A 16,462-nucleotide genomic window follows, 5' to 3' on the forward strand; every position below is an offset into this window, starting at 1 on the left:
CCTCTGAATGCGCCTTTGCGCATTCAGAGGACTAAACGCGGGTCGAGATCGTCAGCGCACTTGCTGCTGTTGCCGCTTCCCGACGTAGCGCCAGCCCACCAGGAGCACGATGGCCAGCACCGGGATCGAGTAGAACGCGATCTTCTCGGCGCCGTCGGAGAAGCCCATCAGGACGACGACCAGCGCGAGGAACCCGAGTGTCGCCCAGCCGCTGTAAGGCGCCCACGGCATCCGGTAGGACGGCCTTTCCAGTTCACCGCGCAGCGCGGCCTGACGCAGCCGCATCTGGCAGAAGATCAGCGTCGCCCAGGTGGTGATCACGCCGAGCGAGGCGATCGCGATCGCGATGTCGAACGCGTCCTTCGGCACCAGGTAGTTGAGCACCACGCCCAGCACATAGGCGCCGGACGTGAACAGGATGCCGCCGTAGGGCACGTGACGGCTGCTCATCTTGCCGACGAACTTCGGCGCTTCACCCTTGTCCGCCAGCGCGCGCAGGATGCGGCCGGTGGAGTAGAGGCCGGAGTTGCAGCTCGACAGCGCGGCGGTGAGCACGACGGCGTTCATGACGTCGCCGATACCCGGGATCCCGAGTCGGCTGAACACGGTGACGAACGGGCTCTCGCCGCCGTTGTAGAACGGCCAGGGCAGCAGCATCGCCAGCAGCAGCACGGAACCGACGTAGAACACGCCGATCCGCCAGACCACGCCGTTGATCGCCTTCGGCAGAACCTTGCGGGCGTCCTTGGTCTCACCGGCCGCGATGCCGACGACCTCGATCGCGGAGTAGGCGAAGATGACGGCTTGCAGGGTCATCAGCGCGATGCCGATGCCGGCCGGGAAGAATCCATTGTGGGCGGTCAGGTTGTGCACGCCCGCCTGGGTTCCGCCGATGTCGGCGCTCGTGAGCACCAGACCGGTCGCGGTGACCAGGAAGACCACGATGGCCAGCACCTTGACCACCGAGAACCAGAATTCCAGCTCGCCGAACAGTTTCACCGACAGCAGGTTCACCAGGATCAGCACGCCGAGCGCGACCAGCGCGGTGATCCACTGTGGCACGTCGGGCAGCCATTTGTGCACGTAGATCGCGACCGCGGTGATCTCCGCGATGCCGGTCATCGCCCAGTTCACCCAGTACATCCAGCCCGACGCGAAGCCGGCCCACGGCCCGATGAACTTGCGGGCGTAGGTGACGAAACTGCCGGAAGTCGGCTCGTGGAGCACGAGTTCACCGAGCGCCCGCATCACGAAGTACGCGGCGATACCGCAAAGGGCGTAGGACAGGACGAGCGACGGCCCGACCTGCTGGAGCTTGCCACCGGCACCGAGGAACAGCCCGACGCCGATCGCACCGCCGATGGCGATCATCTGCACTTGGCGGTTGCCCAGTGCTTTTGAGTAGCTTTCACCTTTGTCGGTGAGGAGCGAGGAATCCATGGTTGCCAGACGCTAGAGCGTGTGCGTCAGGTCACCAACAATGCTAAGGAAGACTTAAGGTGTGCGAGACGTCACTCTAGGGGTTTTACCGGTATTTCCCGATTCGATTTGACAAATTCACCCGCGAACCCCGATCTTCGCGCGCGAAGACGGCCTCCTACGCTACGCCCGTGGACCTCGCAGCGTTGCTGGACCGGATCGCCGACGACGTCGCGCCGGAGATCGGCCGCGGCTTCGTCGCGGACTACATCCCCGCCCTCGCCCGGGTCGAACCGGAACGGTTCGGGATGGCCGTGGCCGAAGTGGACGGTGCGGTGCACGGGGTCGGCGACTGGGAGCGGCCGTTCTCCATCCAGAGCATGTCGAAGGTCTTCACCCTGGCGCTCGCGCTCTCCCACGGCGACGGCCTGTGGGCGCGGGTGGGCCGCGAACCGTCCGGCAACCCGTTCAACTCGCTGGTGCAGCTGGAAAACGAGGACGGCATTCCCCGCAACCCGTTCATCAACGCGGGCGCGCTGGTGGTGACCGACGAACTGGCGCAACGCGGTGACGCGGCGGCGGCGTTGCTCGAGTTCCTCCGCGAGGAGAGCGGCCGGGCGGATATCGGCATCGACCCCGAGGTCGCCGCCTCCGAGGCCGACCACGCCGACCGCAACCGCGCGCTCGCGTACTTCATGGCCTCTTACCAGAACATGCTGCATCCCGTGCCCGCCGTACTCGACCAGTACGTGCGCCAGTGCTCGATCGCGATGAGCTGCGCCGACGTCGCGCGCTCGGCGCTCTTCCTGGCCCGCCACGGCGTCCGCAACGACGGGTCCCGGCTGCTGGGGCTCAGCGCGGCGAAACGGGTCAACGCGGTGATGCTGACCTGCGGCACCTACGACGCGGCGGGCGAATTCGCTTACCGTGTCGGGCTTCCCGGCAAGAGCGGCGTCGGCGGCGGCATCCTCGCGATCGTCCCCGGCCGGTGCGCGGTCTGCGTATGGAGTCCCTGTCTGGACGCCCGCGGCAACTCCGTCGCGGGTGTCGCGGCTCTCGACCGCTTCACCACGCTGACCGGCTGGTCGATCTTCTGACCCTGGATCCTCAGGTGCTGGGATTTCCCATCTCGTGCCCGGGCCGCCCTTCGGTACGCCGGTCGCGTTTGATCCGCTCCTCGTGCAGATGCCGCCGTCCGCCGGTCAGATCGGCGGCGACGTCCCGCGTCAGCCCGCGGAAGGTCGCGTAGTAGCCGTCGTCGTACTCCTCCACCAGCTGGAAGGTCCACCGCTCCGGCAGTACGTTCAGGCCGATCAGCTCGGTCCGGATCCGGTCCGCCCATGCCGGGTGCCCGGCCTTCCGGAGCGCCTCGACAGCCTCACCCAGTGCGAAATCGGCGCTTCCGGTGAGGTGGTGGAAGGCGTAGAGATGTCCTCGCGCCTGCTCGATCGTCTCGAACGCGGCGACCACTTTCCCGACGGCGTCGACGGTCTCGTCGTCGGGCTCTGAAGGTGTGTCCGGCATGGACGGGAGATTCCCTGGAACCGGCGTTTCTACACGCGGGGGCTAGCGGTGGCTTTCGACGGCGATCCGCGCGAACGAGCGGATCAGCGGACTCTCCTGCCCCGTCACCCAGGCCACGACGAGCGGGCTCGGCGGCATGTCGGCCAGCGGAACCCAGGTCAGGCCGTCCGGCAGCGCGTGCGTGAGCGGCGCGATGCCGACCATGCCGTTCCACAGGACGGCTTGCAGGCATTCGCTGACCGTGCGCACCACCGGTCCCGGGAGCCGCGACCCGACCGGCGCCGCCCCGTTCCAGTACTCGCGCCACAGCGGGTCCGTCCCCTCCGGCAGCCGGAACCACGGCCGGTCGGCGACCTCGGCGAGCCGGAGCGAGTCGTGGCCGGCCAGCGGGTCGCCGTCACGCAGCACGATCCCGACCGGGTCGGTGCGCAGCGTGCGGAGACTGATCCCGGTCTCGTCGAACGGCGACCGGGTCAGCGCGACGTCGGCCAGCCCGGCACGCAGGCCGGTGGTGGGGTCGGTGAAATCCGCCTCGCGGAAACGGATCGTGACTTCGGGATGATGACGGCGGAACGCCTCGGCCAGCCGGGTGCTCGCCTCGCCGGCGCCGTCGGCGAGGGTGCCGACGGTGAGCGTCGCCGGGCCGGCCGCGGCCATCACCCGGGCGCGGGCCCGCTCGGCCTGGTCCAGCAGGGTGCGGGCCTCGGCGTACAGGGTGGTTCCGGCGGCGGTGGGTTCGACGCCGGCGGCCGAGCGGTGCAGCAGCACGACCCCCAGGTCGCTCTCCAGCTGCCGGATGGCACGACTCAGCGGCGGCTGGGTCATGTGCAGGCGCGCGGCGGCCCGGCCGAAGTGCCGTTCCTCGGCGACGGCCACGAAGTACCGCAGCAGACGAAGATCCATCACCAGCGATGATACCCATCCGGTATCGGGTCCAGGGAATCGGTCTTGGACGGCGGCCGGGTATCGGCGGGACATTCGGATCATGCCCTTCGAACCTGTTACCCATGAGCCGGCCGTCGAGCCCGGCAAGGCCCAGGAACTCGCCCGCGACCTGGTGGTGATCCCGAATCACGGTGTCGACCTCGTGCCCAATATCGGCGTCATCGGCGGCGAGCACTCGGTGCTGGTCGTCGACACCGGGCTCGGCCCGCGCAACGCCGAGAAGGTGCTCGCCTTCGCGACCGAGTACGCCCGCGGGCGACGGCTGTACCTGACGACGACGCATTTCCACCCCGAGCACGCGTTCGGCGCGCAGTCCTTCGAGGATCAGGCGACCTACCTCGTCAACAGCGCCCAGGCGGCGGACCTGGTCCACAAAGGACCCGGCTACCTCGAAATGTTCCGCGGCCTCGGCGCGCCGGTCGCGCGGAACCTGGAAGGCGTCCGCCTGGCCGAGCCGGATCTGGTCTACGACGACACGTACGACCTCGATCTCGGCGGCCGGATCGTCCGGCTGCGAGCCACCGGACGCGCGCACAGCAAGGGCGATCAGGTGGTGACCGTCCCCGACGCGGGCGTGCTGTTCACCGGAGACCTGATCGAGGCGGGTCAGTTCGCCATCTTCCCCTGGTTCCCGCCCTACGACGCGGACGTCTCGGGCCTGCGGTGGATCGAGGTGCTGCGCGGGCTGGCCGCCGCCGGGCCGGACGTCGTCGTACCGGGCCACGGCGGCGTTTCCGGACGTCAGGTGCTGACCGACGTCCGCGAGTACCTCGAACTGCTGCGCGACGAGACATGGAGGCGGCGGGACTCGGCTCTCCCCGAAGAGACGATCGCCGCCGAAGTCGAAGCACTGATGATCGAACGTCATCCGGAATGGGAAGGCCGGGACTGGATCGCCAAAGGCGTCGGCTGCTTCTGCTCCGAGCACACAGGGCACTCAGCGCACTCAGGGCATGAGACAGCAGGCGCCGGTGAAGCAGCCGTAAGCCCCTCCGTTTGACGGGTTCTTCCGGTTGTCGAAGTGGTCGATCACCAGGTCGACGTCGGCCTGCCCCGCCAGGGCGACGTCGATCCCGGAGTCGGCGAAGAGCGAACGGATATCGTCGGAAACGGTGGTCTTCATGGAAATCTCCCTCTGAACCTGCGGTGTTCGATACCGAAATCGTGCAGGTTCGGGCCCACCGCCCGACAGTGCGAAGCGCCACGGACGACGTGTGGCTTTCCTATGCTCCACTCGCTTCAATCACGCCGCGCAAGTGGAGCACAGTGTCACTTGAAGATGGCGATCGGATGGACGACGAGTTCACCGGTCTCGGAATCCCAGTCCTCGACCTTGCCGAGGCAGCGCGCCCGGAACGCGCCCGACGGAACGGAATCCCGCAGATCGCCGGTCACACAGGTGAACCGGATCCGTCTGCTCCGCTCCGGATCGTCCGGGTTTCCGTACGGGGCGAAGAAAACCGTCTCCTCACCGGACTGGGATCGCTTACGGAACAGGCCCTTCACCGAGACGAACGCCTCGACACCGCGAAGCCGGGTCTTGAGCTGCCGCGTGGTCTCCGGACCGTCGGACCAGCCGAGTTCCTTGACCAGCGCGCGATTGTGGGTCAGTTCCTCTTTCACCAGATCGACGTAGATGATGTCGTGATGTTTCTCGAGCACCTTCATCACGATGCCGATCACCGTGATCGGCTCGGCCTTGCGGATGTACCGCCGGAACTCCTCGTCGGTGTCGGTACGCTCCGCTTCACCTTTCAGCGGACCGAATCCGCCGGATCCCCAGAAGCGCCACCCGCGGCTCTTCCGTTTCTCGACCTCCTGTTCCAGCGCCTCGTTGTAGCGATGCAACTGGTAGAGGCCCATCACGGATTTCGTGTTCAGGTAGAACCCGATACCCCGGATCATCCCCTGATCGCCGTCGGAACGCACACGACGCCAATGCTTCAGGAGGACCACGGCCGCGACGACGAAGGCGGCCAAGGTCAGGACCCAGACGGCCAGCCACAGTCCCCAGACTTCCCACCACAGATTATCGGCAGCCACGGATCTCCTTGAACGCGTCGAGCAGGGAGGTGGAGTTCGCGTCGACCATCCGGCCACCGGTGGCCTTGGCCGCGCGGTCCAGCTCGGCGGGATCCGCCTCACCGAACCGGATGGTGTACGTGCGCACGCCGGAATCCCTTGGCGCGCGCAGGAATTCTTCGATACCTTGACCGGTGTTGCTTTCACCGTCGGTCATCAGCACGATCGAAACGTCCCGGCCGGGTTCCGCCTTGCGATAGCCGCCGGCCTTCGCGTAGGCCTCGCCGAGCGCCGACCAGACCGCCGTATCACCGTCGAAGTCGTCGGCCGCGATGAAGGTGCGCAAGGCGTCCAGGTCCTGCGGGCCGTTGATGATGAACTCCTTGTCCCCCAGTACCTTCCCGCCGAACCGGAGCACCGTGAGGCGCTCTCCCCGGTAGAACCGGTCGAATCCGCCGCCCGGTCCGCCGCTCAGCCCGGCGAACGTCGCACGGAGCGCGGCGATCCTCGGCCCCTTCATCGACCCGGAGAAGTCCAGCACGAACAGCACGCGCCCGGGTGCCCGGCCGGCCGGATCGCCGTAGTCGGCGAGGAGCCGGTCCACCACGGCCGGGTCGTCGGGGAAGTACAGCGAATTCCCGATCGAGGCGGGCAGTCTCGGATCGAGACCCACTCCGCCGGTGATCGGCCGCCGGAGCGTCCTTTCCATCAGCTTCTTCTGCGTCTCCGGGCTTCTGAGCCAGGAGACGACCTTGTCGTACGCGTCCCGCTTGGCCGGGTCGAGCAGCAGGATCGGGTGATCCGCCTGGACGATGCCGTCGCGCGGGTACACCAGTTCCAGCGGCGCCTTGAGCCTGCCGCTGCCGTTCAAGGTGAGCAAAGTGGACTCGTAGCCGATGATCGCGTCGGCGTCCTGGCGCTCGGCGAACCGGTCGGCCAACGCGGCCGAGGTGTCCGCGGTGACCGTGTGCCCGACGCGGAAGCCCCGGAGTTTGTCGCACTTCACGTCTTCGAGCCGCAGCGCCGCTCCGGTCCCCGAGGCGGCCGTCGCCACACCGATGAGCGAGGTGAGTCCGCTGGTCGACGTGGCCGGTTCCGCCATCGCGAACCGGAACGACCCGCTCGCGGCGGCGTCCGCGAGATCCGCCCAGGACAGTGTGCCGCCCGGTTTCCCGCGGCGCAGTTCCGCCGCCTTCGCCGAGGTCATCGCGACGACCACCGGCGAGACCATGGTCGTGGTGGCGAGTGGCCGCTCACCCTTGTCCGCCGCCCGCCGGAACTCGAGCTGGAAGAACCGATCGGTGGAAAGCCAGGCGAGATCGTGCGAGGCCCGGCCGGGAATCAAGGCGGTACTCGTGTTGACGGCTGCCTGGAAATCCATCTCCAGGGCGATTCCGGTATCCCCGCGGAGATCGTCGAGGATCGGCCCGAGGTCGGCGAGTTCGGGACTGGCCAGTACCCGCAGCTTCACCGCCTCCCCGCCGCTAGTGCACGCGGTGGCCACCAGGAGCAGGCAGCACAGGACCGCCAGGACCCGCTTCACGGGCAGTCACCGACGGTCTTGATCATCTCTTCGAGCACCAGGTTGTCCGGCAGCGGCGTGGTGCCGTCGTTGTCCGCGCTCTCCGGGGTCGGCAGGCCCTGTTCGCGGAGGAAGTCGTACAGCCGCGCGCTCTTCGTGCTGCCCGCGGGAGTGGCGACGCCGAATCCGAGTTCCATCGCGCGGCGCTGCAGTTCCGGGTCGAAGGTGATCAGCTCGCCCAGCCGTTCCGCCTCCGGTTTCAGTGCCAGGAACTGCGGTTTCGTCAGGATGTTGTCCCTCGGGTACAGCAGGACGCGGTCGGCGTCCGCCTGGCCGCTCCGCGCCTTGGCCCGCAACTGCATGGCGAGGTACTGATGCTCGTAGAGGACGACGATCGGCCGATCCCCCTCGGCCAGGTTCGCGTAGGACTCGGACAGATCGGCCGACGGGAAGCCTTGGGCCGCCATGAGCGGCTTGACGCGGTCGGCCACCGCCCGCGCGGCCGAAAGGACGGGCGGGCCGGTGGGCGCTCCCGCCGGCCGCGGATCGACGACCGGCACCTGACGGCCGTTCTCCAGGAAGGCCAGCAGGGTCAGGTACGTCGCGGCGGAGTTGGAATCGCAGACGTTCGGGGTCTGGGCCAGCACCTGGTTCCCGTTCGCGGCACCGAACCGGGCGACGCCCAGCGAATCCCAGGTCTGCTTCCGCTTCATCGTCTCGGCGAACTTCTCGGTGTCCAGCGTGTAGTAGAGCGGGCTCTCACCGGCCGGTTTCGTCGCGATCTTGTTCTCCACCAGGGTTTCCGCGTAGCGGCGATAGGTGGCGAGGACGATCGGGCTGGTGAACGGCTGCCGGGCACTGCCCGTCCACTGGTTCGCCCTGGACCGCCGGACGAGGCCGGCGGCGGACTCTCCGGACAGGAACACGAAGTCGTACTGGCTGAGGTCGTGATTGGCGGCGTCCCGGGAGCCCGCCCTGGTCACGTGGACGCGGATGTGGTGACGCATCAGGATTTCCTGGATCTCGGCGTCCTCGAAGAGATCCGATTTGGAGCCCATTTTGCCGCGCAGGACCAGCGTCTGCTGGAAGGGCACCACGATCGTCCCGCTCACGAGCAGGGCGACCAGACCGGTGACGGCGAGGACCAGCGCGGGTCCGAAAGTGCGCAGGAAACGCCGCCGCAGAAAGAACGCCGGCGGCTTGGGACCGATGGTGAGCTGCGGTTCTTCACGAAGTGATCGATCGGTCGTCACCGATTTCCTCCCCGAATGTCCGGCAAGCCCATTTTACCGGGATGCACCGACGGAAAAGCACGTCTCGATTCGGCTTCCCGCTGGTTCAGGACCCGCCCTAACCAGGCCGGGAGGCCGGACGGCTACGCTCTTCGGTGGCGAAAAAGCCATGCACCACGACGCCGGGAGATCTGAACCGCCATGCTGGACCGAGCAGTCATCGACGCCCTGTTCCCCGCCGACCTGCCCGAACCCGAGCACTGGGAGCAGCGCTACCCGGCCCGCGACCTCCCCGAGGGCGCCCGGGTCACCCGCTTCGGACCGTCCCCCACCGGGTTCGTCCACATCGGCGGCATCTACGTCGCCACCATCGACCAGGACGTCGCCCGCCGCACCGGCGGCCGCTACCTGGTCCGGGTCGAGGACACCGACCGGTCACGTGAGGTCGAAGGCGCCCTCGACCAGTTCGAGCGCGGTTTCTCCTACTTCGGCCTCGCCTCCGACGAAGACATCCACCGCGGCGGCGACTACGGCCCGTACCAGCAGTCCGAGCGCGAGCAGATCTACCTGACCTACGTCCGGCACCTGCTCCGCCTCGGCCGCGCGTACCTCGACTTCGCCACCAAGGACGAACTGGCGGCGATCACCGCGCGCCAGCAGGCCACGAAGCTGCCGACCGGTTACTACGGTTCCTGGGCCATCTGGCGCGACGCCGACCCAGCCGACGTCCAGGCCAAGCTCGACGCCGGTGACCCGTACGTCGTGCGGTTCCGCGCGCCGGACGACACCGGTGCCCGCGCCCGGTTCACCGACGCCATCCGCGGCCCGCTCGAAGCCGAGGCCAACCGCAACGACGTCGTCATCCTCAAGAGCTCCGACCAGAGCCCGCGCCTGCCGACCTACCACTTCGCGCACGCCGTCGACGACCACCTGATGCGCGTCAACCTGGTCATCCGCGGCGACGAGTGGATCTCGTCGGTGCCGACACATCAGCAGCTGTTCGACGCGCTCGCCTTCGAGCCGATCACGTACGCGCACATCGCGCCGCTGATGAAGCAGGAGGGCGGCAGCAAGCGCAAGCTGTCCAAGCGCAAGGACCCGGAAGCTAGCGTCGACTTCTACATCGAGTCGGGCTACCCGGCGAAGGCGGTGCTGTACTACCTGCGCGGTCTCGCGAACGGCCGTCTCGCCGAGATGCCGCTCGACCAGGCCCTGACCGAGCCGATCAACCTCGACGAATGCGGTGTCGCCGGCCCGCTGGTCGACCTGGTCAAACTCGACGACATCTCGGCCGACCACATCGCGACGCTGTCCGGCGCCGAGATCCTCGCCGAGGTGAGCGCCTGGGCGGAACGGTTCGACCCCGCGCTGCGCACAGTCCTCGACGCCGAGCCCGAGCTCGCGCTGCGCGCGCTGGCCGTCGAGCGCGACGGCGCGGAGAACCCGCGCAAGGACCTCAAGAAGTGGAGCGAGTTCCGCGCCGTCTACGGGTTCTTCTTCCCGCAGCTGCACGCCGCCGTCGCCGGCCCGGACGACGAGCGGATCGCCGCACTCGGCGTCGACCGCGACGTCGTCCAGGCCGTGGCGCGCGACTTCGTCGGCAACTACCAGCAGCTCGACGACGGCCAGGAATGGTTCCAGCAGATCCGCGACGTGGCCGCGAAGCACGGTTTCGCGAAGAACGCCAAGGAACTCAAGAAGAACCCCGAGGCCTTCCCCGGCTCGATTCGCGAGGCTTCGCAGATCATCCGGATCGCGATCACCGGCTCGACCCGGAGCCCGGACCTGCACTCGATCACGCAGGCGCTGGGCCGCGAGGAGACGCTGGGCCGCTTCAACGGCCTCGTCGGCTAAGACGCATTCTGTCGAGAGGCGGACGAACGTCTCGCGGGAGGCGTTGCGAAAGCCACTTTCGCAACGTTCAGCGTTGCGAAAGTGGCTTTCGCAACACGCCTTCGCGGCTGCGCCCGTACCAGGACGAGGGCTGCGTGAGTGATCAGTGACGTTGGAACGTCACTGATCACTCACGACCACGCCGACCTGCTCCGGGTCCTCCGGGGCGGGCATGTGACGGATGCTTTCGCTGCCCTTGTGGTCGTGGGCGCGGCTGTACCGGGAATCGAGCACCCGTCCCAATTTGTGCGCCGCCCCGGCGTACGCCTCGTCCACGGTGGCCGCGTGGTGGGTGACCGCGAGCGGTTGTTTACCACCGGGCCGCGCCTCGATCACGCACTTCTTGTCCTCCGGTTTGCCGCCGGCGTCCTCGCTGAGGTGTACCTCCACCCGGGTCAACCATCCGCCGAACCGGGACAGGCTGTCCTCCAAGTCGGTCGACACGAAGGTGACCAGCTTTTCGCCACCGGGGATGTTGTGGTCGGTGTTGACCTGGATCTGCACGAGCACCCTCCAAAACGGGGAACGGCGATGATCTCCTTCAGTACCACGGGAGCGGCCGGCTCAAACCCCCTCGGTTCAGCGACAGGAACCGACCGTGGAAACCGCGACCTTCGCCGGGGCCATTCGCGAGGTTTCGCAGATCTCTCTTGCGACAACCGGAATTTCGTGCCCCCCGAGGCAGGCCGATAGCGTCGAATTCATGGAATGGAGCTTTGAATCGGCCGAAGAACTCGTTGCCGCGTTGCGCGCCGGTGCGGTGACATCGGTGGAACTGACCGACGAGGCGATCGCCCGTATCGAACGCGAAGACGAGGTGGTCAACGCGATCTGTGTGCCGGACTTCGACCGTGCGCGGGCCGCCGCACTCCAGGCCGACCAGGCACGTGCGCGCGGCGAGGACCGGCCGCTGCTCGGTGTTCCGGTGACGGTCAAGGAGTCGTACGACATCGCCGGGCTGCCCACGACCTGGGGTATGCCACCGCACCGGGATCACATGCCTGCCGAAGACGCGGTCCAGGTCTCGCGGCTTAAAGCCGCGGGCGCGGTGGTGCTCGGCAAGACCAACGTGCCGTTGGGGTTGCAGGACATCCAGAGCTTCAACGAGATCTACGGCACCACCACCAACCCGTGGGATCACACTCGCACGTCGGGCGGATCGTCCGGCGGCTCGGCGGCGGCCCTCGCGTCCGGGTTCGGCGCGCTGTCCATCGGCTCCGACATCGGAGGCTCGCTGCGCACTCCCGCGCATTTCTGCGGCGTCTACGCGCACAAGCCGACGCTCGGGCTGGCGGCGACCCGCGGCATGGTCGCGCCGTCCGAGCCTGTCTTGCCGGTCGACCTCGACCTCGCCGTCGTCGGCCCGATGGCGCGCACCGCCCGCGACCTCACGCTCCTGCTGGACGTCATGGCCGGACCGGACCCGCTGACGCACGGTGTGGCCTACGACCTGGCACTGCCGCCCGCCCGCCACGAACGGCTCCGCGATTTCCGGGTCTTGGTCCTCGACGAGCATCCGCTCATTCCGACCGGGTCCGCCGTCCGAACGGGCGTGAATCGGGTGGCCGCCGCGCTCGTCGACGGCGGTGCCCGCGTCGAACGGCACAGTCCGCTGCTGCCCGATCTGACCGAAGCCGCGACGCTCTACCTGCAGTTGCTGATTTCGGGCTCCGTCGCACGCTTTCCCCTCGACTCGTACGAGGAGCTGCAGGCCCGCGCCGCCGGACTGAGCGCGGACGATCAGAGTCTCGACTCCGTGCGACTGCGCGCCATGGTGTTCAGCCACCGCGACTGGCTCGAGGCGAACAACCGTCGCGAGGTCCACCGCCAGGGCTGGCGGCGGTTCTTCGCCGAATTCGACGCCGTGGTGTGCCCGATCACGCCGACGCCCGCGTTCCCGCACGACCACGACCCCAATCCGTTGGAACGGCACATCGACATCGACGGCGTCGAGTACCCGTACTTCGACCAGCTCGTCTGGGCAGGCCTGGCCACCATGCCCGGCCTGCCCGCCACCGCCGTCCCCGCGGACCGGTCCCCCGAGGGCCTGCCGGTCGGAGTGCAGCTCATCGGTCCGATGTTCGAGGACCGCACCCCGCTGCGTCTGGCCGAACTGCTGGAACGGGAGATGGGCGGCTTCCAGGCACCGAAGTAGGGCGTATCGGCAGTGCGGCCAGTTCGGCCGGTGGCTGCCCGGGGTGTACGACGCCCAGCCGGTGCGTGGCTCTGGTCATCGCGACGTACAGGTCGTTGTGGCCGCGAGGTGCGGTGCGGAGGATTTCGCCCGGGTCGGCGATCAGGACCGAGTCGAACTCCAGGCCTTTGGCCTGTCCGGGGGTGAGCAGTACGACCTTGCCGGTCAGGTCCGGGAAGGTGGTGAGGGACAACGCCGCGGCCAAGGGCTCGATGAGAGTGCCGGGGGCGATGATCCCGAGTTGGCCGTCGGTGTGTGCCGCGGCGAGGTCGGCGAGGGTGGTGATCAGGTCGGCGCGGGCGGTGCCGAGTCGCCACGGTGGTGTACCGGCCGAGCGGACCGACCGGACCGGCGGCGTCCCGGGGTGGTGGGCGGCGAGCAGGTCCGCGGTGGCGGCCATGATCTCCGCGGGTGTGCGGTAGTTGACCGTGAGCCGGGCGAGCTGCCACCGATCCCGCACATGTGGCCGCAGCACGCGATCCCACGACGAGGCGCCCGCCGGGTTCCCGGTCTGGGCGAGGTCTCCGACGACGGTCATCGATCTGGTGGGGCACCGGCGCATCAGCATCCGCCAGTCCATTTCGGACAGTTCCTGTGCCTCGTCGACGACCACATGCCCGAACGTGACATCGGCGCCCTGGCCGATCAAGGTGGCGGCCTCGTCCAGCAACGGGACATCCGCGGCACTCCAGCCGTCGGCCCGCTCGCCGAGGAGGTCCGACACCAGGCGCTCCGGTGTCAGCGGCGGCCACAGCATGTCGAGTGCGGCTTGGACGCCGGTGTCGGCGAGCAACGAGTGTCGTAAACCGGTCCGGTCGATCTCGTCCAGCAGGGTCTTCGGCCCGGTGTCGTGATCATCCTGGCCGAGCACGACACCGGCGGCGGCGAGCGCGCGCAGATCGGCCTCGCCGAGTCTCCCGTCCGAACTGCCGCCGTCGATCGACTCGCCGGTATCGGTGAGCACGACCGCCTCCATACCCTCGATCAGGAGCCGCGCGAGCACATCCACGATCTCCCGCTGGAAGACCAGTCTGGCCTGGTTGTGCGGAAGTCCGGAGCGTCCGGCCTTCCGCAGGGCCCGGCCGCACTCGCGCGGTTCGAGCCGCAGCATCTGCTGTTCGAACTCGATGTCGACCGGGTGTTCCGGTGTCCTGACCCGCGAACGCACCGCCGCCGCCAGCCGTTCGGCCATGACCGCCTCGCCTTTGCGCTCGACGATCCCGGGCGGGTCCACTCGATCCACCTCGACGTCCGGCCTCAGGTCGGCGATGGTCGTGGTCACCACGCTGTTCTCGCCGAGACCGGGCAGGACCTGGCCGATGTAGTCGAGAAAGATCCGGCTGGGACCCACTACCAGGACACCGCGGGTGCGCAGATGAGGACGGGTGTAGAGCAGGTACGCGACCCGGTGCAACGCGACCGCCGTCTTCCCCGTGCCGGGACCGCCCTGCACCACCAGCACCCCGCCGGACTCGTGCCGGATGATCCGATCCTGCTCGGCCCGCAGGGTGGTGACGATGTCGTGCATGCGCCCGGTCCGCTCCCCGGTCACCGCCGCCAGCAACGCCGCCTCGCCGACCAGACCGTCATCGCCGGCACCGTCGGCGTTCAGCAACTCGTCGTTCACCGCGACGACGGTCCGGCCTCGCGTGGTGATGCGCCGCCGTCGCCGCACCCCGTCCGGCGCGGTCGCGGTCGCGGTGTAGAACGCCCGGGCCGCCGGGACGCGCCAGTCCAGCAGCAGCGGTTCCTCGCCCCCGTCCCGGAACAGGCCGAGCCTGCCGATGTAAACGCGCCGGCCGTCGTGCATGTCCAGGCGCCCGAAGCACAACCCCTCCTCGACCGCGTCCAGCCGGGCCATCTCCGCTTGCCAGACGGCCGCCGCCTCCCGGTCCCCCTCGGCCCGCCGGGCCACCAGCCGCTCGGCCGTCTCCTCGCGCAGCGCGTCCAGACGGGCGTACAGGGTCGCTAGGTATTCCTGCTCGATGTCGGTCTCACGGTCGATGCCGGTCACGGCCACCCATGCCTCCAGGTCGGCGATCAGTGCCATCGAGCGTGCACGGCGGCACCGGGGAAGAACAGTCTTGTTCTTCTCCGCCGCCTCAGCCGCCCACGTCAGGCCCTGGTCGCCGCGGTAGGGCCCGCCCCCGCCTCCCTCGGTGGCCGCCCCCAGTGTGTTCCCGCTTCCGCTTCGGCAGGCTCGACTCCGAGCGAAACCGACACGGAGCAGGGGAATCGTCATGACGGTGGACGACCGCAGACAGCCAGGCACGACGATGGCCGCGATCGGAGCGACGGCGGCCGCGGCCGCGTTGCTGTACTTCGGGACCGGGCCGGATCCGATCCCGGCACTGACGTGGCTCGCTGCACTGCCGTTGTTCCTGCTGGCCCCTCGCGTGAGCGCCCGTGTGGCACTGCTCGCCGCGTTCGTCGCCGGGTTCCTGGGGACGGCCAACAGCTGGTCGTACTTCCTCGGCTCGGACTCGATCCCGTTGCCGATGGTGGCGGTGATCGTGCTCGGTTCTTCTTCGCTGCTCTTGCTTTCCGTCGCGCTCTTCCGGGCACAGGTACTCCGGGGACGGCCGCTGACGGCCGCGCTCGCCGCACCGGCGATCTGGGTGAGCGGGTTGTACGTGGTTTCGCTGACCAGTCCGGTCGGGGTGATGGGGACCTTCGCGACAAGCCAGGCCGACCAGCCCACGGTGGTCCAGATCGCCGCCGTCACCGGCGCTTGGGGGGTGGAGTACCTGGTGCTGCTCGTCCCCGCCGCGGTAGCCGCACCGCTCGCGCCCGGGATCGCCAAGGCGGCCCGTCTTCGCGCCGGTGCCGTCGTGGCGCTCTTCTTGGTCGCGGTGCTCGGCTACGGGCTGGTGCGACAGCAGGGCTCGACGACGTCGCAGCTGCGTGTCGCCGCCATCGCCCAGACGGACAACAAATGGGCGACCGACGTGAACAGCCCGTCGGGCAAGGAAATCCTTCAGTCCTATGTGGACCAGATCGCGGTTCTGCCCGCAGGCGTCCGGATCGTCGTCCTACCGGAAGCGGTGTTCACCGTGGAGGAAGCGGACACCGACGCCTTGGTGCTGCCGATCCGCCAGGCAGCGGCGGCCAAGGGGGCGGACGTCGCCGTCGGCGCGATCGTGAAGCGGTCGCAGGGAAGCAAGTACAACGCCGTCTTCGGCGTACCGGCCGATGGCGGGCCCGCGGCCGTGTTCCACAAATGGCACGTGGGCGACTCCCCCGGCACGGTCCCCGGCGACAAGCTCGCGTACCTGTCCACCGGGGTGGGCCTGCAGAACTGCATGGACGTCAACTTCCCGTCCCCGGCCCGGGACTACGCGCTGGAGAAGACGTCGCTGCTCGCCGTCCCCGCCGACGACGAGGACGTCGACGGCTGGCAGCACAGCCGGACGGCCTTGCTGCGCGGCGTGGAGAACGGCCTGGCGATGGCGTGGGCCGCCACCGACGGCCGGACACTCGTCACCGACCCGTTCGGCAAGGTGCTCGCCGAGGACCGCACCGGCGGCAAGCCGTTCGCCGTCGCGGTCGCCGACGTGCCCGGCGGCGTCGCCCCTACGCCCTACAGCCGGCTGGGCGAGTGGTTCGCCTGGCTGTCCGCGGCCATGACACTGATCGCCACCGTGACCAGCCTGCGCACTCGTGCGACCGGCCGCGGTCGTGAGTGAAAGGGTCCGTTCTCACGGGCGCCCG

Annotated in this window: 14 protein-coding genes; 5 read left to right on the plus strand and 9 right to left on the minus strand. The window is 68.6% G+C overall.

Annotated features, from left to right (window positions below; all coding sequences use genetic code 11):
- Window positions 1-51: 51 nt before the first annotated feature.
- Entirely contained in the window at window positions 52-1,440 is a 1,389-nt protein-coding gene (locus H5J31_RS02935; protein ID WP_181770848.1) for an amino acid permease, read from the minus strand.
- 170 nt (window positions 1,441-1,610) lie between these two features.
- Between H5J31_RS02935 and H5J31_RS02940 the strand changes: the two genes are divergently transcribed.
- Window positions 1,611-2,516 carry a glutaminase gene (locus H5J31_RS02940; protein ID WP_181770849.1) on the plus strand — a complete coding sequence of 302 codons (906 nt, stop codon included), beginning with the start codon at window positions 1,611-1,613 and terminating at the stop codon, window positions 2,514-2,516.
- 10 nt (window positions 2,517-2,526) lie between these two features.
- Here H5J31_RS02940 and H5J31_RS02945 read toward each other — a convergent pair whose 3' ends face one another.
- Together H5J31_RS02945 and H5J31_RS02950 are read right to left on the minus strand one after the other, a co-directional pair.
- Window positions 2,527-2,943, minus strand: a complete 417-nt coding sequence (locus tag H5J31_RS02945) for a hypothetical protein (RefSeq protein WP_181770850.1) — start codon at window positions 2,941-2,943, stop codon at window positions 2,527-2,529.
- Window positions 2,944-2,985: 42 nt separating this feature from the next.
- The gene (locus tag H5J31_RS02950; protein WP_181770851.1) at window positions 2,986-3,846 is read right to left on the minus strand and encodes a LysR family transcriptional regulator; all 861 of its coding nucleotides are present in this window, start codon (window positions 3,844-3,846) and stop codon (window positions 2,986-2,988) included.
- Window positions 3,847-3,928: 82 nt separating this feature from the next.
- Here H5J31_RS02950 and H5J31_RS02955 point away from each other — a divergent pair, with 82 nt between their 5' ends.
- Window positions 3,929-4,888 carry an MBL fold metallo-hydrolase gene (locus tag H5J31_RS02955; RefSeq protein ID WP_181770852.1) on the plus strand — a complete coding sequence of 320 codons (960 nt, stop codon included), beginning with the start codon at window positions 3,929-3,931 and terminating at the stop codon, window positions 4,886-4,888.
- Here H5J31_RS02955 and H5J31_RS02960 read toward each other — a convergent pair.
- The 4 genes from H5J31_RS02960 to H5J31_RS02975 form a co-directional block, all read right to left on the minus strand.
- Window positions 4,835-5,011 (minus strand): hypothetical protein, encoded by a 177-nt coding sequence (locus H5J31_RS02960; RefSeq protein WP_181770853.1) that lies wholly within the window; start codon window positions 5,009-5,011, stop codon window positions 4,835-4,837. The genes H5J31_RS02955 and H5J31_RS02960 overlap by 54 nt on opposite strands.
- A 146-nt stretch (window positions 5,012-5,157) precedes the next feature.
- A complete protein-coding gene (locus H5J31_RS02965; RefSeq protein WP_181770854.1) occupies window positions 5,158-5,931 on the minus strand; it encodes a hypothetical protein in 774 nt (257 codons plus the stop codon).
- Entirely contained in the window at window positions 5,918-7,453 is a 1,536-nt protein-coding gene (locus tag H5J31_RS02970; protein ID WP_181770855.1) for a vWA domain-containing protein, read from the minus strand. Before H5J31_RS02970 ends, H5J31_RS02965 begins: the two co-directional genes overlap by 14 nt.
- On the minus strand, window positions 7,450-8,685 hold the full coding sequence (locus tag H5J31_RS02975) for a substrate-binding domain-containing protein (protein ID WP_181770856.1): 1,236 nt from the start codon (window positions 8,683-8,685) through the stop codon (window positions 7,450-7,452). Before H5J31_RS02975 ends, H5J31_RS02970 begins: the two co-directional genes overlap by 4 nt.
- A 180-nt stretch (window positions 8,686-8,865) precedes the next feature.
- Here H5J31_RS02975 and H5J31_RS02980 point away from each other — a divergent pair, with 180 nt between their 5' ends.
- The gene (locus tag H5J31_RS02980) at window positions 8,866-10,518 is read left to right on the plus strand and encodes a glutamate--tRNA ligase (protein WP_181770857.1); all 1,653 of its coding nucleotides are present in this window, start codon (window positions 8,866-8,868) and stop codon (window positions 10,516-10,518) included.
- Between the two features lie 159 nt (window positions 10,519-10,677).
- On the opposite strand, the gene H5J31_RS02985 is transcribed toward H5J31_RS02980, so the two are convergent.
- Complete coding sequence (locus H5J31_RS02985; RefSeq protein WP_181770858.1) at window positions 10,678-11,061, minus strand: HPF/RaiA family ribosome-associated protein; 384 nt, start codon at window positions 11,059-11,061, stop codon at window positions 10,678-10,680.
- 199 nt (window positions 11,062-11,260) lie between these two features.
- Here H5J31_RS02985 and H5J31_RS02990 point away from each other — a divergent pair, with 199 nt between their 5' ends.
- On the plus strand, window positions 11,261-12,712 hold the full coding sequence (locus H5J31_RS02990) for an amidase (RefSeq protein WP_181770859.1): 1,452 nt from the start codon (window positions 11,261-11,263) through the stop codon (window positions 12,710-12,712).
- Here H5J31_RS02990 and H5J31_RS02995 read toward each other — a convergent pair.
- Entirely contained in the window at window positions 12,624-14,801 is a 2,178-nt protein-coding gene (locus tag H5J31_RS02995) for a HelD family protein (protein ID WP_181770860.1), read from the minus strand. The two genes, H5J31_RS02990 and H5J31_RS02995, sit on opposite strands and share 89 nt — an antisense overlap.
- Before the next feature lie 190 nt (window positions 14,802-14,991).
- On the opposite strand from H5J31_RS02995, the gene H5J31_RS03000 reads away from it, so the two are divergent.
- The gene (locus H5J31_RS03000) at window positions 14,992-16,437 is read left to right on the plus strand and encodes a nitrilase-related carbon-nitrogen hydrolase (RefSeq protein ID WP_181770861.1); all 1,446 of its coding nucleotides are present in this window, start codon (window positions 14,992-14,994) and stop codon (window positions 16,435-16,437) included.
- Window positions 16,438-16,462 lie beyond the last annotated feature (25 nt).

The sequence above is a fragment of the Amycolatopsis pittospori genome, from assembly GCF_013870525.1.
GTDB classification, from domain to species: Bacteria; Actinomycetota; Actinomycetes; order Mycobacteriales; family Pseudonocardiaceae; genus Amycolatopsis; species Amycolatopsis pittospori.